We start from the raw sequence: 23814 nt of genomic DNA, 5'->3' as shown, positions 1-23814 counted from the left end.
ATTGGCAATAATTGGCCTTATGAACTCCGACGTCCCACCAGGTGGACGTATATCCGGCTTCCGCCTGGCCCGACTGCTCGGCGAGTGGCGCCGCCGTGGCGCACGTCACGGCTCCGCGGACCTGGCCGCGGCGATCCGGATGCTGGTGCTGGACGGTCGGTTGCCCGCCGGCACCCGGCTGCCCGCGGAACGCGAGCTGGCCGAGGTGCTGCCGGTGAGCCGCACGATGATCACGGCGGCGTTGGACCAGCTGCGGTCGGAGGGGCTGGTCGCGAGCCGGCGCGGGGCGGGGTCGTGGATCAGCCTGCCGACCGGGACGTTGGGCGTCGCGCCGGACACCCCGTTGGTGGGGCACAGCATGGTCGACTTCGCGCGGGCGGCGCCTCCGGCGCTGCCGGGCGTGCTGGCGGCGTTCGACCAGGTGCGGCGGTACCTGCCGGAGCACCTGGCTGATCACGGGTACTACGAGCACGGGGTGCCTGAGCTGCGGGAACGCATCGCGGCCCGGTACGCGGCGCGCGGTCTGCCGACGTCGCCGGAGCAGATCGTGGTGACCAGCGGCGCGCAGCACGCGTTGGCGTTGACCCTGCGCCTGTTCACCGGTCCGGGTGATCGGGTGCTGGTGGAGCAGCCGAGCTACCCGAACGCGCTGGACGCGATCAAGGCCGTCTCCGCGATCCCGGTGCCGGTCGCGATGACGGAGACCGGCTGGGACCTGCCCGGGATCGCCGCCGCCCTCCGCCAAGCCGCACCGCGCATGGCGTACGTCGTGGTGGACTTCCACAACCCCACCGCGCACCGCCTGGACGCCGAGGGCCGCGCCGAACTGGCCGACACCGCCCGCCGCGCCCGCACGCCGCTGGTGGTGGACGAGACGGTCGTCGAACTGGACCTGGACGGCGACCCGCTGGACGGCCCGCCGCCGATGGCGACGTTCGCGGACGACCTGGTGGTGACCCTGGGCTCGGCCAGCAAGTCCCACTGGGGCGGCCTGCGGATCGGCTGGATCCGCGCGTCGACCGAGGTGGTCCACCGCCTGATCTCCACCCGCACCGCCCTCGACCTGGGCTCGGCGGTGGTCGACCAGCTGGTGCTGGCCGAGCTGCTGGCCGACCCCGAACCCGGGCTGCGCGACCGGCGGGCCCAGCTGGCGGCCCAGCGCGACGTGCTCATCGCGGGCCTGCGCGAACACTGCCCGACGTGGCGTTTCCGCAGGCCGGAGGGTGGGCTCAGCGTGTGGTGCGAACTGGACGCGCCGGTGAGCACGCGGATCGCCGTCGTGGCCCAGAACCACGGCATCCGCCTCGCGCCGGGCTCGCGCTTCGGCGCCCACGGCGGCTTCGAACGCTGGCTGCGCCTGCCGTTCGTGCAATCACCGGACGTCCTGCGCGACGCCGTCCGCCGCCTGGGCCTGGTCGCCGCATCCGTCACGGGCTCCACGCTGCCCACCGACGCCGACCTCGCCGTGCCGGTCGCCTAGTAGCGGGCCGGCGGCTTCGTGCGGGTCACGTGGCGGGGTGCCGGTGCCGGGGTGTCAGTGGCGGTAGGCCGGGTCGCGGCGGGCCGGGGGCGTGGTCGGGGGTTGGGGTCAGTCGCGGGCTGGGGTCGGGTTCCGGGTGGGCGGCGGTGGTCGGTGGCGGGGCGTGGGGTCGGGAGGGTTGGGGCGGTTGGGCGGTGGTCGGGGTGGGGGCGTGGACGTGGGGGGTGGTTGGCGGGGGTCCTCATGGTTTAACCGAGGGGCGGTAACGGTGTTTCCGTACATATTTCGGTGATGACCACTCGATCGTGTGAGTCCTGCCGTCGGGATCCGGCGCAGCCCCTCGTTGAGCCGGAGCCCGACGGCGGTTCGTGGACCTGCGGCGGGGACGCTCCAGGGAGTGGCGTCCCCTGCCGCAGGTTCCCGTTCGGTCCCAACGCTCGCGGGGGCAGCGCGGCGACGGGACCTGGCCCGTCCTGCCAGGGCGCGGTTGGCAGGACGGGAACCCTTGGGTGTTGCGCGACAGACGTCAGCAACCGTGATGTGCGCGAAAAGACCAGGTCAGGCGGTGTGTGGTCGCGCGTGCTCAGGGCACACGGATCCCGTCGGACCTCAGTCGGGTGACGTGCTGGGCAGCCCTGGAACGCTGCCCGGGGACCTGCCGTCGTCCCACCGCTCGGCCGACCACGCGGCGAACGGCTTGAGGTCCGCCTGCCCGGTCAACGACGCGATCACGCCGCCCCGGTGGCCACCGCCGCCGCTGTCCGCGCTGCCCGAGGACGCCGTCGGCGCGCTCGGCGCGGGCGCCTGCTTCGGCGTCGGCGCGGGAGCGCTCGGCTCCGGCACCTCCCAGATCACCTCGGCGTTCGGGGTGACCGGGGAGGCGGCCGGTGACGGTGGGGCGGTCGGTGCGGGCAGGACGTTCACGCGGGCCGGCGCGGCCACCGCAACTGGCTGCGGGGCCACCGACGCCTGAGCCCCGACGACCGCCGCACGCGCGGCGGCCTTCTCTGCCACCTTCGCCTCGTACAGCTGCGCGGGCATCGTGTTCGACGCCGTGCCCGAGTGGCTGTAGCCGCTCGAGTAGCTGTAACCGCCGGTGCCGGAGGACGACTCCGGGTAGAGCTCTTGATCGCGGCCGGCTTCCGGTTGCGGCTCGTCGATCATGACGGCCAGAGGCATGGACTCGACCGCGGCCGGTTCCCCACCACCGAGCGACGATGACCCGAGCGTCGGTGACCCGAACGGCTGAGACGCGACCGCGACGCCGGTGAACGGCGCCACCTCGGCGGGCACGGCCGACGCGAGCAGGTCGGCGGCTGCGGTCTGCTGCTCGTCGATCGCCACGTTCACCGTGTCGAGGGTCTTCACCGCCTCGTCCGGGTGGTCTTCGCCCGCTGACGCGACCCCGGCGCACACGAACCACGCCACCGCCGCCAACCCGCTCACGGCGAGCGTCCGGAGCAGCAGGGATCCACCCCGGCGCACCGCGTTGGGAGCTGCCACTGTGGATCACCACCGTTCCGGGTAAGGCGAACGGGACGGACCGTTCGAGGTCGACGTTCTGCTATGTCTAGCACTGGGAACCGCATTTTCGAACGTTCTCCGGCGGAACCCACTCGGAAGGGCGGTGCCGTGCGGCTGTCCGTGTCGCCCCACCCATCCGTGAACACAGTCCGTCGTGTCCACCTGATGGTGTGATGGCGTGAATTGTCCGTTGTGGACGCCTACCCGGTGTCCGCTGTGGACCGATACCGAACCGGGTGACCGGCGATGTCGGCGCCCGTGGCTCGAATCACCTATTTGGGCGTCACTCAAATAGGTGATGGACGGTCGCACGGTCACCCCGCGCCAACGCAGACGAAGCCGAGGTCACCGTGCCGGACCTGGGCGTCGGCAAGCGCTTGCGCCGGGCTCGCCAGGTTCGCGTGCAGGTCGACCATCAGGTCCACCACCCGGCCGTCCGACACCGCCCGCACGCTCTCCACGACGACCCGCGCGCCACGTCGCAACAAAACCCGCGCCAATCCCGACCCGCACGCCGAGAGCACCACCACCGAAGGCGCACGCGCCAAGCCGTCGAGGTCGTGCCCGTGCAACGGCCCGTCACCCAATTGCAGATACGAAAACAATTCGTCTTGGTGCACGCCATCGGCCGCGATGTGCACGACATCCGCCTCCACCATTCCCCGCAACGCGTCGTCCACCGCGGACCCGATCCGCCCGCCGTGCGCCCGCCGCAACGCCTCGACCTCCCGACGCGCGTGCGGGCGCGACGGCCCGGCCACCCAAAGGCGGTCCGCCAGCGCCAACGGCCGCGTGTCGGCCCGGAACCAGCAACTCACCGACGGCGCGACCGACAGCGCCCGCCCGCGGGCCGACGGGAGCGCCGCCCACGGCACCCGCGCCAACTCCGGACTCGGCACCACGACCAGCGCACGGTCGCCGGCCGGCCGCAGGAGGCGGTCCAGACCGGCCACCGCGTCGGCCGACGGCAGCGAACGGACGTGCCGCGCGACGGTCCGCGCCTCGCCGAAGTCGTGCAGCCCGACCCGTCGACCGGCGACGGACACGCCGACCAACCGCTCCCGGTGGCTGATGAAGACCAGCAACGCCCGCTCGCCCACCGCGTCGACCACGTCGTTCAGCGGCACGGCCGGCCGACCCACCGCCGCCGACCGCGACAGCACGCGGATCTCCTGTTCCAGCCGCGCGATCCGGTCCCGATCGATCATGCGACGAACCACGGCGTGGCGTGATCGCGGCCCACGCCGCGCAGCACGAACCTGACCGGCCCGAACGGCACCCGCTCGACGTGGAACCGGCCGACCTCGTCGACCTGCGCCGTCACCTGGCCACCCGGCCACCGCGCGACCACGAGCGCGCCCGCCCGAGCCGACCCGGTGACCCGCAGACCGCCGGCCACCTGGTCGAGCCGCAGGTCGAGCCCGGCGAACACCAACCGGCGAGGCCTCCCGGGATCGACGTGGACCGAGTCGGACAACAACCGCGCGGTGACCGCGTCGGTGCGTTCGACCAGCGCGGACCACGCCCGCGCGACCAGGGCTCGTGGCATCGGATCGAGGTCGTCCACCACCAGCGCCAGAGCGTCCAGCAGTTCCCGGTCGGTCATCGCGACGAGCGTCGGACCGGTCATCGGTTCACCTCCGCACCGAGGCGCCGGCGCAGCACGGCCAGGCACCGGCCGCGGGTGGCGCCCAGGCTGTTGACCGGGATCCCGACCGCCTCGGCGACCTGCGTGAACGACAGCTCCGGCGCGAACGCCGCCAACCGCAGGATCTCCCGGCAACGGTCGGTCAACGTCGCGTACGCGCGCCACAGCCCGGCGTCACGGGCCAGTGCGCGCTCCTCCGTCGTCGGCCCGTCGTCGGCCGCGTCCCACCGGTCGAGCGGCACCTCACGGCCGCGCAGCCGCAGCACGGTCAGCGTCTCGCGCCGGGTGGTCGTGACCAGCCACGCGCCCAGCCGCTCGGGGCGTCGGATGCGGGACAGGTTCTCGGCCAGCGCGAGCCAGGTGGCCTGGCAGACGTCGGCCGCGTCCTCCGGGCTCAGCCGGTGCGACCGCGGCACGGCCCACACCAGGCGCGCGTACCGGCGGACGATCTCGTGCCACGCGGCGGCGTCGCCACAGCCGGCGCGCACGAGCAGCTCAGTGTTGTTCCGATCATGCATGCTCCTTGAGAGCACCGGGTCTGACCTGGGGATACCGGTGCCGCTCGATGGTGTGGCCGGCGGAACCGACGATCGCTCGCGTGCGTCGCTACTCGGTTCGCAGACCGATCGGGCGGATCGCCGAGCGCAGCGCGGGCAACGTGCACAGCGACACCACGAGCACGACGACCGCAGCAGCGGCGACCGTGGTGGCGATCTCGGTCCAGTCGACCCGGAACCGCCCGGACGGCGCGACGAGCCACGCCGTGCCGAGGCCGATCGGGATGGCCAGCCCGATGCCGAGCGCCGCGGGTATCGCCGACTGCCACAGCGCGGACACCGCCAGGACCTTCGGCGGCACGCCGTTCGCGGCCAGCACCGCGGTGGGGCGGCGGCGCTCGAAGACCTGGTCGACGGCCGCCGCCGCGAGGCCGATCACGGCCAGCAGGGTGAGCAGCACCGACCCGCCGATCACACCGCTGCGCAGGGACGCGAACAGCTCGACCTGCCCGGCCTCGAACTGGCGGCGCAGCGTGACGCCCCGGTCGGCGCGGGCGGTGGCGGCCATCAGGCGGTCGCCGAACGACTCGTCCGGGTCGCCGCGCACGACCAGCTCGGTCGGCGGCACGGAGGCGAGCACGGGATCGCCGCCACCCGCCACGACCAGCCCCCACAGGTCGCCGCTCGCTTCCTTGTACTGCGGCACGACCCAGTCCTGCCCGTTGACGCTGACCCTGGCTCCGGCCTCCGGGCCCGTGCCGACCAGGTACGCGGCGCCGTTCACGCAGTCCCCGACGTCGAGGCGTTCGGTGATCTCGACGCAGTCGGTGCTGGTGACGACGCTGCCGCCCGCGATCGCGTGCTGTCGCACCTCGCTGACCTGCCGCACGCCACCGACCAGCGCGATCGCCTCCTCGAGCGACCGGACCGAGGCGCGCTCGGGCAGGTCGAGCACCCAGCGGTCCGGGGTGCCCACCGGCGGTCCGGCGGTGAACTGGGCCGCCACGCCGAGCAGGACCTGCAACGTCAGCGAGCCGGTCAGCACCACCACGACGCCGGACAGCACGCGTGGCGTGCCCGCGTCGAAGCGGAGGGTCCGCAGGGCGAGCAGCGGCGCGACGCCGTCCGGTTCGAGGCGGTGGGCGACCTGCCCGACCAGCCACGGCAGCACCGCGCCCGTGCCCGCGAGGACCAGTGCGATGCCGACGCCGAGCCCGACGGCCAGGCGCGCGTCGGCCATCACCTGCCAGTAGCTGCCGACCGCCGAGATCACCACGATCAGCCCGGCGCCGGCGCCGATCAGCCCGAACCGCCACCACGCGCGGTGGCGCGGCAGTTCGACGGCGCGGGACAGGCCGAGCGGGCCGACGTCCTCCGTGCGCAGGGCGAGCAGCGCCGACACGACGGCCACCACCGGCACGCCCAACGCGATCAGGGCGCCGAGCAGCGGGTCGGGCAGCAGGTCGGTCGGGAAGAAACCGACCCCTTCGACCTCGATGAACCGGGCGAGGGGCCGTGCGGCGAAGAACAGCGCCACGCCGACGAGCAGCCCGAGCACCGCGCCGGTCAACGTCTCGCCGCTCGCGATCCAGCGGATCTGCGTGCGCGACGCGCCGACCAGCCGGATCGCGGCCAGGCGCTGCGCCCGGCCGGTCGCGCCGAGGCGGGTGGCGACCAGGACGAAGATGCCGAGCGGCACGAGCAGCGCGCTGATCGCCGCGACCATCAGCAGCCGGTAGATCGGCAGCAGGGTGGCCGGCGGCTCGTCGCTGCCGAAGCCCGCGGCCGGCTGGGCGCTGTCGTGGTGGGCGTCGGGCAGGCCCGCGTAGAAGATCAGGGACTTCGGCCGCGGCAGGCCCGCGTCGGCGATCACGCCGATCACGCTCTCCGGGAACCTGGCGCGGACCGAGTCGTCGGTGCGCATGAGGTCGAGCAGCTCGGGTGAGACGACCAGCTCGCCCGGACCCGGGATGCGGCCGACACCGGGCGGCGGGGGCGCGTCCGGCGCGGTGGCGGCCAGTTCCACGCCGGTGATGAGCCGCCCTTGCCAGGAAACGCTGACGTGGCGGGCTCTCAGCTTCGCCTCACCCGTCGTCGAGTCGACCGACGCGGCCTGGACGCGTTGCGACTTGGCCTCCCGCGCGGGGCCGATCGAGGCGGCCAGCAGCAGGACGGTGACGCCGAGACCGACGCCGGCGGCGGTGAGCGCCAACCTGGCCCACGACGTCCGGCTGCCCCCGACGGCCAGTCGGATGCCGAGGACCAGGTCGGCGGCCCACCTCATCGGAGCCCTCCCGAGTCGGGGAGGTGGTGGGGGTGGCGGGGAAATGGGGTCACACCTCTTCAGACGTCTCGGAGCACCGGAACGTGGCTTCGGTGTGCCGACCGGGATGGCGTCGCCGCCCCGGGCTTGGGGGCGTCAGGGGCGGCGACGTCCGCCTCGGACCTACTCGGAACGCAGCCCGAGGGCGCCGGTGGCCCGCCGCAGCGACGGCAGCGACAGGAGCGTCACGACCACGACCATCAGGGCCGCCGCGCCGCTGAGCACCCCGATGCCCGCCCAGTCGAGCACGATCGGCTGGGAGATGATCCGCAGCAGCAGGACCGACAGGCCGCCGCCCACGCCCACGGCCACGACCAGCGCCAACAGCAGCGGCACGGCGTTCTGCCACAGCAGGGACCGGCTCAGCGCGCCGCGCGGCACACCGCTCGCCGCCAGCACGGCCAGCGGTCGCCTGCGTTCGCGGACCTGCTCCAGCGCCAGCACGAGCAGGCTCGCGCCCGCCAGCAGCAACGTGATCAGCGAACCGGCCAGCAGGGCCTGCCGGATGCTCTGGAACTCCTTCACGCGCTCGGCCACGTCGACCTGGCCGAAGTACGACGTGTAGGCGCGCCACGTCAGCGGGGCCAGGGCGTTGCGGACGTGCTCGGCGATGTCCGGCTGGTCCGGGTCGACCTGCACCAGCACGCTGGAGTTGTCGGGGTCGACGGGGAGGCCCCGCGCCGCCGACGGCGTGACCAGCAGACCCGCCCGGTACATGCCCGTGTCGTCCGGTGGCTTGACCACGGTGAACGGGGGAACCGTCCACTCCTCACCGGGCACCGGCCTGCCCTCGGAGTCCACGCGCGTCGTGACCTGTTGGCCTGCCACGAGCGTCTCGCGATCGGACTGGCGCGACGAGCCGGGGTCGACGTAGAACGTGTCGCCGTCCTGGCAGCTGGGCAGCACCGCGTGCGTCCGCAACGCCTCGCAGGTGCCGATCGTCGCCATGTGGAACTGGTCCGTGCCCGACCTGAGCGACGCGGTCCGCATCGGGTGCGCCTGCCGCACGCCGACCGACCGGGCCAGCATCCCGGCGATCCGCTCGGTCGCCTCGGGCGGCGAGTCCTGCAGGCTGACCACCATCTTGCCCTTGTCCGCCTCGGGGGTCGGCCGCTCCACGATCCTGGTCTGCGCGCTGGACATCACCGACTGCAGGGCGATCCCGCCCGCCAGGACCACGGCCACACCGCCGACCACGCGCGCCGCCGTGCCGCTCTCCAGCTGGAGCCTGCGGATCGCCAGCTGCCACGACGGCGCGCCGCCGCGCAACCGGCCCACCGCGCGTTCGACCACCCACGGCAGCAGCACCGGGATGCCGAGCAGGAGCAGGATGATCCCGCCGATCACGATCACGTCGGACCCCTGGACCGCGTCGCCGCCGAACGCGCCCGCCTGGGTGAGCAGCGCGACCACGCCGACGGCGATCGGCGCCACGCGCCACCACAGCACCCGCCGCACCGGCTTCGTGTGGCGCACCACGCCCAGCGGCTCGATCACCGTGCGGCGCATGGCGATCACCGACGTCACCACCGCCAGGACGGGCACCAGCACCGCGATCAGCACCGCCAGCGGCGGCCACGGCGTCAGGTCGCCGACGAACACGCTGATCCCGAGCAGCCTCACGTCCTCGACGAACTGCCGTGCGGTGAAGAACAGCGCCGCCCCGACGGCCAGCCCGACGAACGCGCCCAGCAACGCCTCACCGGCCGCGATCCGGCGCACCCGTCGCGAGCCCGCGCCGACCAGCCGCAACGCCGCCAGCCTGCGGTCCCGTTCGGCGCCCGCCAAGCGGGTGGTGATGCCGACGAACACCAGCACCGGGAACAGCAGCGCGACCGACCCGACCATGACCAGCAGGACCAGCACCGGCTCGACTTCGCGCTCGGTCACCTCGCCGCCGAAGCGGGCGATCGCGTTCTGCCCGTCCTCCCCGACGGACGCGTCACCGGCGTAGAACTTCAGGTCGTGCGGCGCGGCCAGGCCGGCCTCCTCGATCGTGCCGACCACCTTCTGCGGGAACCGCTCCCGCAGCAGCTCGCCGTCCGGCGCGGCCAGCAGGTCCGCCAAGGCGGGCGACACGAAGATCTCGCCGTCGCCGGGCACCCTCGACATGCCCGGCGGCACCGGCGCGCCGGGTCCGGTGCCGCGGACGAAGTTCCCGGTGACCGCCACGCCGCGGTAGTCGGTGTTCCAGAACGTCATGTAGAGCACGTCGCCCGACACCGTCTCGGCGTAGACGGGCCCGGCCGCGGACTGGCGCTCGGCGCGTTCGGTCAGCACGGTCGTCACCGACGACGCGGCCAGCAGCACGGCCACGCCGAGGCCGATGCCCGCGCCGGTCAGCGCCAGCCGGACCCACGACGTGCGCCCGCCGCCGACGGCCAGCCGGACGCCGAGCGCGAGGTCGGCGAACCACTGCCTCACGTGACGGGCTCCATCTCGCGGGACTTGCCGTCGCGCACCACGACCTCGCGGTCGGAGTAGGCGGCCACCCGCGCCTCGTGCGTCACCAGCACCACCGCCGCGTTGGTCTCCTTCGCCGCGGTGACCAGCAGCTGCATCACGCGTTCGCCGTTGAGGGAGTCGAGCGCGCCGGTCGGCTCGTCGGCGAACACCACGCGCGGTCCCGTGACCAGGGCGCGTGCCACGGCGACCCGCTGGCCCTGGCCGCCGGACGTCTCGCCGGGGCGCTTGTCCGCGACGTCGGCGACCTCCAGCCGCTCCAGCCACTCGCGGGCGCGGGACTCGGCCTCCTTGCGCTTCACCGAACCCAGTCGCAGGGGCAGGGCCACGTTCTCCAGGCAGGTCAGCTCCGGCACCAGCTGGCCGAACTGGAACACGAACCCGAAGTCGGTGCGCCGCAGTTCGCTGCGCGGGCCGTCGCCCATCGCGCTGAGCTCCACGTCGCGGTAGCGCACGGTGCCCCGGTCGGGCGTGAGGATGCCGGCCAGGCAGTGCAGCAAGGTCGACTTGCCGGAGCCGGACGGGCCCATCACGGCCACCACCTCGCCCGCGCGCACGCTCAGGCCGGCGCCGTCCAGCGCGGGCGTGGGGCCGAACGACTTGTGCAGGTCGACGGCCTCCAGCAGGGGCCGCGCGGCGCCCGCGCCGTTGATCAGGTCGCTGCCCATCGGGTCGCCGCTCACTTGGTCACCGCCGTCTTGAGCCGGCCGAGGCGCGCGGCGGTGAGCTCCAGCCAGCGCAGGTCGGCTTCGAGGTGGAACAGGGCGTGGTCGCAGATCAGCTGGTCGGCGAGGTCGCCCTCGGCCTTGCGCTTGGTCAGCTCGCGCATCGTGGTCAGGTGGGCGGCGCGCTGGACGTCGAGCACGTCGTCCGCGCTGCGACCGGACAGCAGGGCCAGCACGACCTTCGCGTAGAGCGTGTTCTGCAGGTAGGACTCCGGGCTCTCCGGCGTGCCGAGCCAGTGCTCCACGTCGGTCACGCCGGCGTCCGTGATCGCGTAGCGCTTGCGGTCCGGACCGTCGCCCGATTCGACGCCGGCCTCCTCGACCAGGCCGTTGCGGAGCAGGCGCGAGAGCGTGGTGTAGACCTGCCCGTAGTGCAGCGGACGGCCTTGGCCGAAGCGCTCGTCGTAGGCCTTCTTGAGGTCGTAGCCGTGCCGTGGACCCTTTTCCAGCAGTCCCAGCAGGGTGTGTCCGATCGACATGTCAGGCACTATACACACGAGGTATACACACGGTTCATAGCCCGATCGGCGCAGGGAGACCGCTGGTCCGACCGGGCAGCGGGAGTAACCGATCGTGATGGTTTGACGGTTACTTCGCCACATCGCGAGGCTGCGACGCCTACAGTGGAGGGGTGACTGGTCTGGCGGCCGGCTGGGACCACGCGGCTTTCACGCAGGGTCGAGCCGGCGATGCGGAACACGATGTGGAGCTGCTGCTCGCTTTCCTGAACACCCGAGACCTCGAACTCGGCACGGACGTCTTGGACAGCGCCGCCGCCTGGCGCGCGTGGGTCACCGAACGCGGCCTCGGCCGGGCGGGTGATCCGCAAGAGGTCCGCGCCGTCCGCGCCTCGCTGCGGGCCTCGCTGGGTGAACGGCACGACGGACCCGATCCGACCCCCGTCGCGGGCTTGATCCGCGTCGACCTCAGCCACGGCGTGCCGACGATGTCCAGCACCGACGCGCTCGGCGCGGTGCTCGGCGCGGCGGCGCGGCTGGCCGTGCTCGGGTCGTGGGAGCGGTTCAAGATCTGCCAGGCGGACGACTGCCGGTGGGCGTTCTTCGACCGCTCGCGCAACCGCTCGCGCACCTGGTGCTCGATGCAGACGTGCGGCAACCGGGAGAAGGCGCGCAACTGGCGGGAGCGGCGCGCGCTGAGCGTGACCTGAACGCGGAACCCGGGGTACCCGAACGTTCGACACGCGGTACCTGAACGTTCGACACGCGCGAGAGTCCTACGTTCACGCCGCGCGTGTCGAACGTTCGGAACGACCGTGTCCTACGTTCAGGTACCCCGAGTTCAACGCTCAGGTCACGTCACGAGCTGGCTGACGGTGTAGATCGCGAGGCCCGCGAGCGCGCCGACGACCGTGCCGTTGATCCGGATGAACTGCAGGTCGCGGCCGACCTGCAGCTCGATCTTGCGCGAGGTCTCCTCGGCGTCCCAGCGCTCGACGGTGTCGGTGATCAGCGTGGTGATCTCGTCGCGGTAGTTGGTCACCACGTACCCCGCCGCGCCCTCGAGCCACCCGTCGACCTTCTCGCGCAGCGACTCGTCCTCCACCATCCGGCGGCCGAACGCCATCAGGCCCTCGCGCACGCGCTTGCGCAGCTCCGACGACGGGTCCTCGGCCGCGTCGAGAAGCATCTTCTTCGCCGTGCCCCAGGCCGACCCGATGAGCCGCTGCACGTCCGGGTGCGTCACGAGCTGCTGCTTGACCTGCTCGGCCCGCTGCATGGTCGCCGGGTCGGTCCGCAGGTCGCCCGCGAACTCGATCAGGAACTGGTCCACCGCCAGCCGCATCGGGTGGTTCACGTCGGTCTTCACCGCCCACGCGAAGTTCAGCAGCTCGTTGTAGACCTTGTCGCCGAGCAGCGAGTCGACGAACTTCGGCGACCACGTCGGCGCCCGGTCCGACACCACGCCCATGACCTTGTCGTAGTTGTCCCGCACCCAGTCGTACGCCCGGTCGCACACCAGGTCGACGAGCTTGTGGTGCGCGCCGTCGGTGAGCACCTGGCCGAGCAGCCTGCCCAGCGGCGGGCCCCACGGCTGGTCGACCAACCGCCGCACCAGCGCCTGCTCGACCACGGCCTGCACGTCGTCGTCACGCAGCACGGTCACCGCGCCCTTCACGACGTTGGCCAGCTCGGACGTGACCCGTTCGGCGTGTTCGGGCCGCGCGACCCACTCGCCGAGCCGCCGTCCGATGCCCGCCCGCCGCAGCTTGTCCCGCACCACCGCCTCGGACAGGAAGTTCGTCCCGACGAACGACCCCAGCGCGTCGCCGAAGCTGTCCTTGCGGGTCGGGATGATCGCGGTGTGCGGGATGGGCAGGCCGAGCGGCCTGCGGAACAGCGCGGTCACGGCGAACCAGTCGGCCAGTGCGCCGACCATGCCCGCCTCGGCCGCCGCGCGGACGTAGCCCAGCCACGCCGGGCCGCCGTCCTCGAACAGCAGTGCCACGACGAAGATCACGGTCGCGGCCAGGAAGAAGCCGGTCGCCACGAGCTTCATCCGGCGCAGGCCCTGGCGCTTGAGCTGGTCAGCGGGGGTCAGTTGCTCCACGCCGCCATTGTCCGTGAAGATTCGGCCTTGTGCGGGCACCAGCGCTAGTCACCAGGATGAGGCCGTTCACCTCGACGATCTTCGCCGAGATGACGGCGTTGGCCACGCGCACCGGGGCGGTGAACCTCGGGCAGGGCTTCCCGGACACCGACGGCCCGGCCGGGATGCTGGCGGCGGCCAAGGCCGCCATCGACGGCGGGCTCAACCAGTACCCGCCCGGCCCGGGCATGCCGGAGCTGCGCCAGGCCATCGCCGAGCACCGCGCGCGCTACGGCACGCACTACGACCCCGACACCGAGGTCCTGGTGACGGTCGGCGCCACGGAGGCCATCGCGGCCACGTTGCTGGCGCTGGTGGAGCCCGGTGACGAGGTCGTGCTCATCGAGCCCTACTACGACTCCTACGCGGCGTCCGTGGCGCTGGCCGGCGCGACCCGCCGCACGGTGGGGCTGGTCGAGGAGCCGGGCACGGGCCGGCTCGGGCTCGACGTCGACGCGCTGCGCGCCGCCATCGGTCCGAAGACCAGGGCGTTGCTGCTCAACTCGCCGCACAACCCGACCGGGACCGTGTTCAACTACGTGGAGCTGGCCGCCGTCGCCGCGCTGTGCGTCGAGCACGACCTCGTGGCGATCACCGACGAGGTGTACGAGCACCTGGTGTTCGACGGCCTCGCGCACGTGCCGCTGGCCACGTTCCCCGGCATGGCCGAGCGGACCGTGACGATCTCCGGCGCGGGCAAGTCGTTCAACTGCACGGGCTGGAAGATCGGCTGGGCGTGCGGTCCCGCCGAGCTGGTCGGCGCGGCGCGCGCGGCCAAGCAGTTCCTGACCTTCGTCGGCGGCGCGCCGTTCCAGCCGGCCGTGGCGCACGCGTTGCGGCACGAGCTGGAGTGGGTCGAGGGCCTGCGCACGTCGCTGCAGGACAAGCGGTCGCGGCTGGCCGCAGGCCTGGCCGACGCCGGCTTCGCGGTGCGGCCGAGCGAGGGCACCTACTTCATCACCGCGGACGTCCGGCCGCTCGGCTTCACCGACGGCGCGCAGCTGTGCCGCGAGCTGCCGGGGCGGATCGGCGTGGCCGCCGTGCCGGTGCAGGTGTTCACCGACCACCCGGACCAGTGGCGGCACCTGGTGCGGTTCGCGTTCTGCAAGCGCGACGAGGTGCTGGACGAGGCCATCGGCCTGCTGCGCGGGCTAAGCGTCTGACGTGACCTGGGACGGGCGGGCGCCCGCCAACCGGTCCTGCACCAGCGCGTGCCGGAACTGGTAGACGGCGCCCGCCTGGCGCAGCACGCCGAGCTTGCGCGCGTCCTCCAGGAACACCATCAGCTCCCACGGCAGCTTGCCCCGCGCGGCCAGCCAGATCCGCGCCACGGTGAACCACCACCAGCGCAGGTGCAGCACGGACAGCGTGAAGCCGAGCATCAGCCCGCACGCCAGGCCGAGCCCGACCATGCCCGACTGGGTCGGCCCGAACACCAGCCCGGCCGCCGCGCCGAAGACCACGGCCAGCACCAGCGACCCGGTCCACACCGCGACCCGGTCCCGCGCCATCGTCCACTTCGGACTGGACGGGTGGCTCAGCTCGGCGGTGCTGCCCAGCGCGAACCGCAGCGCCGCCGCCACCGCGATGCCGAGGCCGACGACCAGGCCCGCGGACAGCCCGTACAGCGCGCCGAACACCAGGCCCGCCGCCGTGCCGAGCACACCGCTGACCACGACGAGGCTGCGCCACACGCCGAGCCGGGGCTTCGACGCGCGGTGCCCGGACGCGTACAGCGCGGCCACCGCGACCGCGAGCCCCGCGGCCAGGCCGGTGATCGGCGCCAGCTTCGGCGTGCTCGCGTAGGCCATCAGCCAGGCGACGCCGAAACCGCCGATCAGGCCGAGCGTGATCGCGCCGAGCAGCGCCAGCCACCTGCCGGCGACCGAACGGCGCAGGTCCCACCAGCCGAGCTCGCGCACGCCGCGCCGGCGCATCTCGCCGGCCAGGAACGCCAGCCAGCGGGCCGCCTTGTCCTTGGGCCAGACCTGGCTGGCCCTGGCCTGGTGCGCCACCCCGCGGTCGCCGAACGCGCCGTCGACGAGCAGGTCCGCCAGGTGGTTCTCGATGGCGGCGCGGTCGGGGAACCGGCCCCGGTCCAGCAGCTCGCTCGGCTCGCCGTACCCGTAGACGACGCCCGCCAGCCACACCGCCAGCGGCGTGGACAGCGCGTCGGCCAGCCGTCCGTCCGGCTCGTCGCGCAGGTGCAGGAAGATCGGCTCCCAGCGGGCGGCGGTCACCGGGTCCGACACCGACCGCAGGTAGCCCGCGACCTCCTCCAGGTCCAACGGCTGCAACTGCACGACCTGCGCGCCGGCCACCGTGCCGTTCACCTCGGCGAACTCGTCCGTGCGGCTGGTCAGCACCAGCGGGTGCGAGCCGGGGAACGCGCGGTTGATGCGGTCCAGCGCGTCGGCGCGGCGCGCGGGCGGGATCTGGTCGAGGCCGTCGAGGACCGGGAACACGCGGCGTTGCTCGACCAGCAGGTCGCCGGCGTAGCTGCCGTACAGCTCGGTGTTGCGCAGGGCCGGGTGGTCCTCGTACAGCCGCCGGGTCATCCAGGTGCGGACGTCCTCCGCCTCCGGGTTCCACGTGGACAGCGGCAGCAGGACCGGCACCGGGCCGTCCACGTGGCGGTCGAGCAGGCCGATCGCGAGCAGCATCGCCGTCGTGCTCTTGCCCGCGCCGGGTTCGCCGAGGAACACGATGCGCCGGTTGCGCTGGAACGCGCGGACGACGGCGTCGCTGTGCCCGGGGTCGCCCTGCGTGGCGCTCCAGTGCAGGTCGAGGGAGTGGTCCTCCAGGCCGCGGGCGCGGCACTCCTCGTTCCACTGCGCGTGCAGGGCGCGGGCCAGGGCGCTCGTGGCGGCGTCGAGGTTGTCGTCGGTGGACAGGCCGGCGGCCCGCCTGCGGTGCAGCCACGGGTCCAGCGCCGCGAGCAGCGCGAGGAAGCCGAGGGCGAGGCCGGACAGCCACAGCTCGGGGTCGATGCCGTAGTCGGTGACGAACAGACCGGCCGCGGCGAGCACGGCGGCCAGCACGCACCCCGTGAGCACGGCCCGTTGGCGGAATCTGGACACCAACGCATCATGACTGAACGATCACGGATGGTGGTGACGCGGCGACCCTTGTGTCGTGCGTACCCTCGAAGACGTGATCTGTCCGAAATGCCAGGACCTCATGCGGACCATCAGCCGTGGCTCCGTGCACATCGAGCAGTGCGAGAACTGCAAGGGCGTTTTCCTGGACGGCGGCGAGCTGGAGCAGATCATCGCCGCCGAGCGGGCGCACTACGCGCAGCCGTACCGGCCGGAGGGCGTGCCCGTGTCGGTCCCCGTGCCCGTCCCGGTGTCGGCGCCGGCCGCGGAGCCGACGGCGGTCGTGCCGATCGAGGGGACGTTGCCGGCTGACGGCGACGCGCCGGTCGAGGGTGAACCGCCGCCCGCCGCCGTGCCGCCCGCCGCCGTGCCGCCCGCGCCCGCCGCGGGTCCGCCGCCGCCCTACCAGCCGCCTCCCGGCACGCCGACCGGTCCGCCGCCGCCGTACCAGCCGCCGCCCGGCACCGCGCCGCCGCCCGCCGTGTACCCGGGCGGGTACTACGCGCCGCAGCCGCACTACCCGCGCCGCAAGCGCAGCTTCCTGGAGGAACTGCTCGACTGAACCGCCCCGTCGGCGCGTTCCGGGCGTTCGATTCGGGTGCTCCGAACGCAGGACACACGCGTGCTGGAGGTAGGACTCACGGGAGCGGCCAGGTCAGGTCCGTGCCGTCCAGGGCGAAGTGCTGGGACGTCGGCGTCGCGGTGAAGGTGAACTGGTGGCGGCGCGGTTCGCCCAGCGCGCGCCACTGCCGGTAGGCGTCTTCGGCCTCGTCCCACAGCGCGCGCGGACCGCCCTGGTCCACGACCGCGCCGCGGTGCCGGACCCACGAGCCGTCGGGGTGCACGAGGCGGATCGGGTCGGCCGCCACCGCCACCTCGGCCAGCGCCAGCCCGGCGAAGAACTCGAAGCCGCCGGCCGGGTCCAGCACGCTGCGCGAGGACAGCAGGGTCGTGCGGGCCGTCGTCGGCTCCCGGGTCAGGGCCTCCAGCAGCGCCTCGTCCGCCCACTCCTGCCGGTGCGCGCGCAACGGCATGAACCGGCCGTCCTCCAGCAGCACGCGACCGGTGGCCCGCCCGTCGCGCACGGTCAGCCGCACCAGACCGGCGCCGATGGCCCGGTTGAACGTGGTCACGATCGCCCCGCCGGGCGCGGTCTGCTCCAGCCACGCCGTGGGGATGCGGGACACGGCGCAGGTCCCGAGGATCCGGTCGTAAGGAGCACGTGGGGCGTGCCCCTGCTCGCCGTCGCCCAGCACGCACGTCGGGTGGTAGCCGGCGGCGGTCAACCGGGCCTCCGCACGCACCAGCACGCCGCGGTCGACGTCGATCGAGGTCACGCGGTCCTCGCCGAGCACGTGGCAGAGCAGTGCGGCGTTGTAGCCGGTGCCGGTGCCGATCTCCAGCACCCGGTCGCCCGGCGCGACGGCCAGGGCCTCCAGCATGATCGCCATGATCGTCGGCATGCTCGACGAACTGGTGGGTACCCCCGTCACGGCTCCCGTGACGAGTGCTTGCTCCCACGCCCGGTCGTCGTTGTCGAGCTGGGTCACGCAGACGTCGTCGCGGTAGACGAGCGCGAGGTGGTCCGGGTGGTCCGCGGTCACCGGCTCCCACGCGCCGTCGGGGCGCTGGGCGAAGAACCCCGGCAGGAACGCGTGCCTCGGGACCTGGCGAAACGCCTCCGCCCACCGCCGGTCGCGCAGCACGCCCGCGGCCAGCAGCGAGTCGGTCAGCCGTGCTCGCAGGTTCGCCGCAACGTCCACGTGCTCCACCGTAGCGCTGTGGGCGAGCACACGTCCCGATCGCTAGCAGAGCGCTTGCAGCAGCTAGCACCTCCGCGTACCGTCGACGGTGGATCGAGGAGGTGCCGCGAAGTTGGACAAGTCCATCGACGAGGCGGTGGCCGATCTCGGCCGCGACATCGGCGAGTACATCCGCCAGCAGCGCAACACGGCCAAGATCTCGTTGCGGCAGCTGGCCAAGCTCGCCGGGGTCTCCAACCCGTACCTGAGCCAGATCGAACGCGGCCTGCGCAAGCCGAGCGCGGAGATCCTGCAGCAGATCGCCAAGGGGCTGAGGATCTCGGCGGAGGCGCTGTACGTCGAGGCCGGGATCCTGGAGCAGCGCGAGGGCGGGGCCCTCGCGGACGCCATCGTCACCGCCCCCGACCTGACCGAGCGGCAGAAACAGGTGTTGCTCGACGTCTACGAGTCGTTCCGGCGGGAGAACACCGCCGGCAGAGCCGGCAGTCGGACGACCGCCGGTGGATCCGGCGACCAGACGACCGCACAGGCGGAGAACACCGCCGGCGGGGCCGGCACACCGGCCGCCGCCACCCAGACCAACGAGGAGTGATCTCCATGCCGAACCTGCCCACCACCGAAGAGCTCCGCAAGGCCGGCGAGCAGGCCGTGGCCGCCGCCCGCACGCCGCTGCTGGCCGCCCTCGGCGCCGGCGACCTGGCCGCCAAGGCGGTCATCGAGGCGTTGAACAAGGCCCGCGAGCGCGCCGAGTCGGCGAAGACCGCGGCCGAGTCCGCCGACCTGAAGAAGGACCTGCGCGACCGGCTGGACCCGGCCGAGCTGCGCAAGGTCGTGGACGCCTACACGCAGTCCGCGCTGAACCTCTACCAGTTCCTCGCCCAGCACGGCGAGGAGGCGCTGGAGAAGCTGAAGACCCAGCCGGGCCTGCAGAAGGCGCTGCACCAGGTCGAGGAGGCCGTCGAGACCGCGCAGAAGCGCACCGAGGCCGCCGCCGCGGACGCCCGCGTGCTGGCCGACGACGTGCTCGGCAAGGTGTCCCGCCGCACCCGCGCGGTGGGCGAGAAGGTCGCCGACGACCTGGACGACGCGAGCGAGAAGCTGGCCGAGACCGTGGTCGAGGTCGGCGGTGACGTCGCCGCCGAGGTGCGCGAGACGACCCGCAAGGCCGCGCCGCGCAAGCCCGCCGCGACGAAGCCGGTCACCACGACCAAGCCCGCCGGCACGGTGAAGCCCGCGAGCCCGACCAAGACCGCGGCCACCCGCTCGACCACGGCGAAGAAGCCGACCGACAGCGGCAAGTGACCCGACCGTGACGGGGCGTCCCACCAGGGGCGCCCCGTTTCGGCTGTACCACGACCGCGCCACGCACGTAGGCTGGAGACGTGTTGCCACCATTCCCGCCGTTCAGTCCTCTCTACCTGGACTTCTGGGTCATGTTCGCGGCGTACTACGCCGCGCTGGTCATGGGCGTGTTCGCCTTCGCGCACGCGCTCTCGCAGCGGGCCGACGCCTACACGGCGGCCGAGCGCATGACCAAGCCCGCGTGGCTCGGCATCACCGGCGGTGGCGCGTTCGCGCTGCTGCTGTTCCACCCGTTCTCCGCCGGCGGCATGTTCTGGCTCGCCGGGCTGGTCGCGGTCACGGTGTACGTGGTCGACGTCCGGCCCCGGCTGATCGAGGTCCAGCGCGGCCCGCGGTGGTGACGCACCGGAGCTTCGGCTCCGGCGCGCCCGTCACGCTCGTCGGCCACGGCCTGGGCGCGACACCCGGCGAAGCCCGCTTGCCCACGTCCGGGCTGCCGGGCACGAAAGTGGTGGTCACCCTCCCCTCGCACGGCGACGCGCCGGACGCGCCGGAGGGCTACTGGACCTACCGGCGCATCGCCGCCGACCTGCGCGCGGCGGCACGGGAGACCGGCGCGACCCGGGCGGTCGGCGTGTCGTTGACCGCCGGCGCGCTGCTGGCCCTGCTCGCCGACGAACCCGACGCGTTCGACCGCGTCGCCCTGCTGCTGCCCGCCGTGCTGGACGAGCCGAGGCGGCTGCTCGGCCGCGAAGAGGCGATCACCGCCGTCGGCGGACCGCCCGACTACCAGGCCGAACGGCGACAGGCGTTCACGCGGCTCGACGGCGCGCTGGGCGAGCTGCCCGGCCAGGTCGCCGTCACTGACCGCGCGGTGTTGGCCCTGGTCACGGCCCCGGTGCTGGTGATCGGCGCGACCGACGACCCGCTGCACCCCGAGGACGTGGCCAAGCAGGTGGCCGCCGCGTTCCCGAACGGCCGGCTGGAGCTCGTGCCGTCGTGGTCGACCCGTCGCGGTGACGTCCGCGGGTGGTTGGTCGACTTCCTGCGGGGGTAGCCGAACCCCATGGCCGAACAGAAGAGGATCGCATTCCTGGTCGACACGGAGGGCATCGAGCAGGTCGAGCTGACCGAGCCCTGGCAGCACGTGGAGAAGGCCGGTGCCGTGCCGAGGCTGCTCGCGCCCAAGCTGGGAACGGTGCAGGCGTACGACCACCTCACGCCGGCCGACACGTTCGACGTGGACGTGCCGTTCGCGCACGCGGATCCCATGGACTACGACGCCGTGGTGATCCCCGGTGGTGTCGCCAACGCCGACTTCCTGCGGATGGACCGCGACGCGGTGAGGTTCGTCAAGCAGCACGTCGCCGCGGGCAAGCCGGTCGCGGCGATCTGCCACGGGCCGTGGCTGCTGGTCGAGGCGGACGTGGTGCGCGGCAAGCGGCTGACCTCGTTCCCGAGCCTGGCCACCGACATCCGCAACGCGGGCGGCGCCTGGGCGGACGAGGAGGTGCGGGTCTGCGACGTGGCCGGGTGGACCCTGGTCACCAGCCGCAAGCCCGACGACCTGCCCGCGTTCAACCGCGAGGCGCTCAAGGCCTTCGGGCTCCAGGACATCTGACGCGTTCGCCGAGCGGGTCCACGGGGATGTGCACCTCCCCGTGGACGCGCTAGAGCCTGGCCGTCGCGTACGCCGCGATCGCGTCGCGGACGTACTCGGCGAAGCCCTCGGCGTGCGCGTCGAACTGCACCTTGAACTCCGGCGAGTCCACGTACAGCTGACCGAGCCCGGTGTAGGACTCCCGGTTCGGCGTCCAGCTCCGGCAGATCCACCGGTAGTGCCGGTCGGTCACGTCCAGCGCGCGCGGCGCGTCGGCCGCGACACCGGCGTCGAACAGCTCGGTGTAGGCCTTCCCGATGGCCTTCCACTCCGCCGTGAACCCGTCGGCGTCGGCCTTGGTCCAGCCCTTCATCCGGCGCTTGCTCCGGTCGACGTGCTCCTGGATGCCCTCGCCGTAGCGCTCCACCAGCTCCGCCTCGTAGCGGGCCTGGCGGTCGGCGTCGAAGCCGTCGAACAGCTCTTCCAGCTCCACTTCGTCACCTCCTTCCAGCTCCTCGATCGTGCGGGAGACGGTCCGGGCCAGCTTCGCCAGCCGTTCCTGCTCGGCGGCCAGCCACCGCGCGTGGTTGCGCAGCACGTCCACCGTCCGGTGCCGCCCGTCCAGGACCTCGGCCACGGTGTCGAGGCCGAGTCCCAGGTCGCGCAGCAGCAGGATGCGCTGGAGCCGGTGCAACTGCTCGCGCTCGTAGTAGCGGTAGCCGTTGTCGCCGATCCTCGCCGGCTGGAGCAGGCCGATCGCGTCGTAGTGCCGCAACGTCCGCGAAGTCACCTTCGACATCCGCGCGACCTGTGCGATCGACCAGGCCATGACCGTGCTCCCTCCCTGTGCCGACCACGGTAGGGGTTGACGTAGCGTCAACGTCAAGCGCGGCCGGCAGGATGGTCGGTGTGTGGACCATCGCAGGAACCCTGACCCCCTTGCCCGTGCTCGACCGGCTCGACCTGGTCGCGGACCCGGTCGCCGCGGCGTTGAGGTCGATGGCGGACGGCGCACGGCTCGCGGTCGCGGAGATCGACCCCACGCTGGCCGACACGGCCGAGTTCTGCGCGCACTACGGCTCGCCGTTGGCCGCGTCGGCGAACTGCGTCGTCGTCGCGGGCAAGCGCGGCGAGACCGTCCGGTACGCGGCGTGCGTGGTGCTGGCGACCACGCGCGCGGACGTGAACGGGGTCGTCCGGCGGCGGCTGGACGCGCGCAAGGCGTCGTTCGCGCCGATGGATGACGCGGTGTCGCTCAGCGGTATGGAGTACGGCGGCATCACGCCGATCGGCCTGCCCGAGGACTGGCCCGTGCTGCTGTCGCCCGAGGTGGCGGCGGCGCCGGAACTGGTCATCGGCAGCGGCATCCGGGGCAGCAAGATCCTCGTGCCGGGCGAGGTGCTGGCGAAGCTGCCGAACGCCGAGGTCGTGGAGGACCTGGCCCGCTAGTGTCCTCCGCCGGAAATCCGCCTATTAAGTCTAGTGTGGGTGGATGACGCGGATCGGACGGCCGCCTGCCGAGGTGAGGTTGAGCGAGCAGGAGCGCGAGACGTTGCTGCGGTGGGCGCGTCGGGCGAAGTCGTCGCAGGTGTTGGCGCAGCGGTGCAGGATCGTGCTGGCGTGTGCGGACGGCTTGTCCAACAAGCAGATCGCCGAGTACCTGAGGGTTCATCCGACGACGGTCACCAAGTGGCGCACGAGGTTTCTCAAGCACCGCTTGGACGGTCTGGCCGACGAGGCGCGGCCGGGCCGTCCGCCGTCGATCCCGCTGGACCGGGTCGAGGAGGTGATCGTGGCGACACTGGAGGAGATCCCGCGCAACGCCACGCACTGGTCGCGCACCTCGATGGCTGAACGCGCCGGTCTGAGCGCGTCGACCATCGGCAGGATCTGGCGTGACTTCGGCCTCAAGCCGCACCGCGCCGAGACCTTCAAGCTGTCCACCGATCCGTTGTTCGTGGAGAAGGTCGTCGACGTCGTCGGCCTCTACCACAACCCACCCGAGCGGGCGGTCGTGTTGTGCGTGGACGAGAAGTCCCAGATCCAGGCGCTGGACCGGTCCCAGCCGGTCCTGCCGATGATGCCCGGCATGCCCGAACGTCGCACCCACGACTACCACCGCAATGGCATCACCAGCCTGTTCGCCGCGTTCAACGTCGCAGACGGAACGGTCATCGCCCAGTTGCACCGCCAGCACCGCGCCACGGAGTTCCGCAAGTTCCTGACCACGATCGACAAGACGGTGCCGGCGGAGTTGGACGTGCACCTGGTCTGCGACAACTACGGCACCCACAAGACCCCGGCGATCAGGAAGTGGCTGGCGGCGCATCCGAGGTTCCACGTGCACTTCACCCCGACCGGCTCGTCCTGGATCAACCAGGTCGAGCGCTGGTTTGGATTCCTCACCGATCAGATGATCACCCGCGGGGCGCATCGCAGCGTCCAGGCGCTGGAACGTGACATCCGCGCCTGGATCGCCGACTGGAACGCCAATCCCCGTCCATTTCTGTGGACCAAGACCGCCGAAGAGATCCTGGAGTCACTCGCCCGATTTTGTAGGCGGATTTCCGGCGGAGGACACTAGTGCGTTGACCACATAGGTTCGCCGGGTTGGTCAGGCTGCTCGTGGTCGGCCCCAGCGTTGGTGGCGTTCGCTGCGGATGCGTGCTCGTTCGCGGCGTTGGGCGTGGAGGATGTCGGGGTGGCGGGCGTTGGCGTTGCGCCAGCGCAGATGCTGCTGGAGCTGTCTGGCCAGAACGGTGTGGTTGGGGTGGTTCGAGTTGG

At 72.6% G+C, this 23814-nt stretch carries 23 protein-coding genes and 1 pseudogene; 11 read left to right on the top strand and 13 right to left on the bottom strand.

Features of this window, described 5'->3' with window-relative positions; genetic code table 11:
• Positions 1-19 precede the first annotated feature (19 nt).
• Positions 20-1480, top strand: a complete 1461-nt coding sequence (gene yczR, locus AB0H12_RS40685) for a MocR-like transcription factor YczR (RefSeq protein WP_499630672.1) — start codon at positions 20-22, stop codon at positions 1478-1480.
• A gap of 609 nt (positions 1481-2089) precedes the next feature.
• On the opposite strand, the gene AB0H12_RS40680 is transcribed toward yczR, so the two are convergent.
• The 8 genes from AB0H12_RS40680 to AB0H12_RS40645 form a co-directional block, all read right to left on the bottom strand.
• Positions 2090-2983: a hypothetical protein gene (locus tag AB0H12_RS40680; protein WP_499630669.1), complete on the bottom strand. Its 894-nt coding sequence runs from the start codon at positions 2981-2983 to the stop codon at positions 2090-2092.
• 335 nt (positions 2984-3318) lie between these two features.
• Positions 3319-4212, bottom strand: a complete 894-nt coding sequence (locus AB0H12_RS40675) for a CHAT domain-containing protein (RefSeq protein ID WP_499630663.1) — start codon at positions 4210-4212, stop codon at positions 3319-3321.
• Positions 4209-4634 (bottom strand): hypothetical protein, encoded by a 426-nt coding sequence (locus AB0H12_RS40670; protein ID WP_499630660.1) that lies wholly within the window; start codon positions 4632-4634, stop codon positions 4209-4211. The genes AB0H12_RS40675 and AB0H12_RS40670 overlap by 4 nt, the downstream gene beginning before the upstream one ends.
• Positions 4631-5170, bottom strand: a complete 540-nt coding sequence (locus tag AB0H12_RS40665) for an RNA polymerase sigma factor (protein ID WP_499630658.1) — start codon at positions 5168-5170, stop codon at positions 4631-4633. Before AB0H12_RS40665 ends, AB0H12_RS40670 begins: the two co-directional genes overlap by 4 nt.
• Before the next feature lie 88 nt (positions 5171-5258).
• Positions 5259-7433: an FtsX-like permease family protein gene (locus tag AB0H12_RS40660; protein ID WP_499630657.1), complete on the bottom strand. Its 2175-nt coding sequence runs from the start codon at positions 7431-7433 to the stop codon at positions 5259-5261.
• 162 nt (positions 7434-7595) lie between these two features.
• Complete coding sequence (locus tag AB0H12_RS40655; RefSeq protein WP_499630654.1) at positions 7596-9896, bottom strand: FtsX-like permease family protein; 2301 nt, start codon at positions 9894-9896, stop codon at positions 7596-7598.
• Complete coding sequence (locus tag AB0H12_RS40650; protein WP_499630783.1) at positions 9893-10603, bottom strand: ABC transporter ATP-binding protein; 711 nt, start codon at positions 10601-10603, stop codon at positions 9893-9895. Before AB0H12_RS40650 ends, AB0H12_RS40655 begins: the two co-directional genes overlap by 4 nt.
• 11 nt (positions 10604-10614) lie before the next feature.
• Positions 10615-11139, bottom strand: coding sequence for a PadR family transcriptional regulator (locus AB0H12_RS40645; protein WP_499630651.1), 525 nt, complete (start codon positions 11137-11139; stop codon positions 10615-10617).
• A gap of 152 nt (positions 11140-11291) precedes the next feature.
• On the opposite strand from AB0H12_RS40645, the gene AB0H12_RS40640 reads away from it, so the two are divergent.
• Positions 11292-11828, top strand: coding sequence for a CGNR zinc finger domain-containing protein (locus AB0H12_RS40640; RefSeq protein ID WP_230566333.1), 537 nt, complete (start codon positions 11292-11294; stop codon positions 11826-11828).
• 143 nt (positions 11829-11971) lie between these two features.
• Here the strand turns inward: AB0H12_RS40640 and AB0H12_RS40635 are convergent, their stop codons facing one another.
• Positions 11972-13228, bottom strand: coding sequence for a DUF445 domain-containing protein (locus tag AB0H12_RS40635; protein WP_499630648.1), 1257 nt, complete (start codon positions 13226-13228; stop codon positions 11972-11974).
• Positions 13229-13257: 29 nt separating this feature from the next.
• Between AB0H12_RS40635 and AB0H12_RS40630 the strand changes: the two genes are divergently transcribed.
• Positions 13258-14430: a pyridoxal phosphate-dependent aminotransferase gene (locus AB0H12_RS40630; RefSeq protein WP_499630645.1), complete on the top strand. Its 1173-nt coding sequence runs from the start codon at positions 13258-13260 to the stop codon at positions 14428-14430.
• Here the strand turns inward: AB0H12_RS40630 and AB0H12_RS40625 are convergent.
• Positions 14419-16347, bottom strand: coding sequence for an NACHT domain-containing protein (locus AB0H12_RS40625; RefSeq protein ID WP_499630642.1), 1929 nt, complete (start codon positions 16345-16347; stop codon positions 14419-14421). The genes AB0H12_RS40630 and AB0H12_RS40625 overlap by 12 nt on opposite strands.
• Positions 16348-16420: 73 nt before the next feature.
• On the opposite strand from AB0H12_RS40625, the gene AB0H12_RS40620 reads away from it, so the two are divergent.
• Positions 16421-16927 carry a TFIIB-type zinc ribbon-containing protein gene (locus tag AB0H12_RS40620; protein ID WP_499630639.1) on the top strand — a complete coding sequence of 169 codons (507 nt, stop codon included), beginning with the start codon at positions 16421-16423 and terminating at the stop codon, positions 16925-16927.
• Between the two features lie 76 nt (positions 16928-17003).
• Here the strand turns inward: AB0H12_RS40620 and tgmC are convergent, their stop codons facing one another.
• Positions 17004-18128, bottom strand: coding sequence for an ATP-grasp peptide maturase system methyltransferase (tgmC, locus tag AB0H12_RS40615; protein ID WP_499630636.1), 1125 nt, complete (start codon positions 18126-18128; stop codon positions 17004-17006).
• Between the two features lie 112 nt (positions 18129-18240).
• Between tgmC and AB0H12_RS40610 the strand changes: the two genes are divergently transcribed.
• From AB0H12_RS40610 to AB0H12_RS40590, 5 genes are all read left to right on the top strand, one after another.
• The gene (locus AB0H12_RS40610) at positions 18241-18720 is read left to right on the top strand and encodes a helix-turn-helix domain-containing protein (RefSeq protein ID WP_499630633.1); all 480 of its coding nucleotides are present in this window, start codon (positions 18241-18243) and stop codon (positions 18718-18720) included.
• Between the two features lie 5 nt (positions 18721-18725).
• The gene (locus AB0H12_RS40605) at positions 18726-19430 is read left to right on the top strand and encodes a hypothetical protein (protein WP_499630630.1); all 705 of its coding nucleotides are present in this window, start codon (positions 18726-18728) and stop codon (positions 19428-19430) included.
• A gap of 116 nt (positions 19431-19546) precedes the next feature.
• Positions 19547-19831, top strand: coding sequence for a DUF2516 family protein (locus tag AB0H12_RS40600; protein ID WP_372470446.1), 285 nt, complete (start codon positions 19547-19549; stop codon positions 19829-19831).
• Positions 19828-20487 (top strand): alpha/beta fold hydrolase, encoded by a 660-nt coding sequence (locus AB0H12_RS40595; protein WP_499630628.1) that lies wholly within the window; start codon positions 19828-19830, stop codon positions 20485-20487. Before AB0H12_RS40600 ends, AB0H12_RS40595 begins: the two co-directional genes overlap by 4 nt.
• Before the next feature lie 9 nt (positions 20488-20496).
• Entirely contained in the window at positions 20497-21051 is a 555-nt protein-coding gene (locus tag AB0H12_RS40590; RefSeq protein ID WP_499630625.1) for a type 1 glutamine amidotransferase domain-containing protein, read from the top strand.
• A 49-nt stretch (positions 21052-21100) separates the two neighbouring features.
• On the opposite strand, the gene AB0H12_RS40585 is transcribed toward AB0H12_RS40590, so the two are convergent.
• Positions 21101-21859, bottom strand: coding sequence for a MerR family transcriptional regulator (locus AB0H12_RS40585; RefSeq protein WP_499630623.1), 759 nt, complete (start codon positions 21857-21859; stop codon positions 21101-21103).
• A 71-nt stretch (positions 21860-21930) separates the two neighbouring features.
• Here AB0H12_RS40585 and AB0H12_RS40580 point away from each other — a divergent pair, with 71 nt between their 5' ends.
• Both AB0H12_RS40580 and AB0H12_RS40575 read left to right on the top strand, forming a co-directional pair.
• Positions 21931-22479, top strand: a complete 549-nt coding sequence (locus AB0H12_RS40580) for a YbaK/EbsC family protein (RefSeq protein WP_499630620.1) — start codon at positions 21931-21933, stop codon at positions 22477-22479.
• A gap of 43 nt (positions 22480-22522) precedes the next feature.
• A complete protein-coding gene (locus AB0H12_RS40575) occupies positions 22523-23614 on the top strand; it encodes an IS630 family transposase (protein ID WP_499630617.1) in 1092 nt (363 codons plus the stop codon).
• A gap of 30 nt (positions 23615-23644) precedes the next feature.
• On the opposite strand, the pseudogene AB0H12_RS40570 reads toward AB0H12_RS40575, so the two are convergent.
• A pseudogene (locus tag AB0H12_RS40570) lies at positions 23645-23814 on the bottom strand (IS630 family transposase); the annotation flags it as partial.

It is taken from the genome of Actinosynnema sp. NPDC023794 (assembly GCF_040639675.1).
GTDB classification, from domain to species: domain Bacteria; phylum Actinomycetota; class Actinomycetes; order Mycobacteriales; family Pseudonocardiaceae; genus Actinosynnema; species Actinosynnema luteola.
The sequence above is the reverse complement of the archived record's forward strand: the minus strand, read 5'-3'. Positions and strand labels throughout refer to the sequence as shown.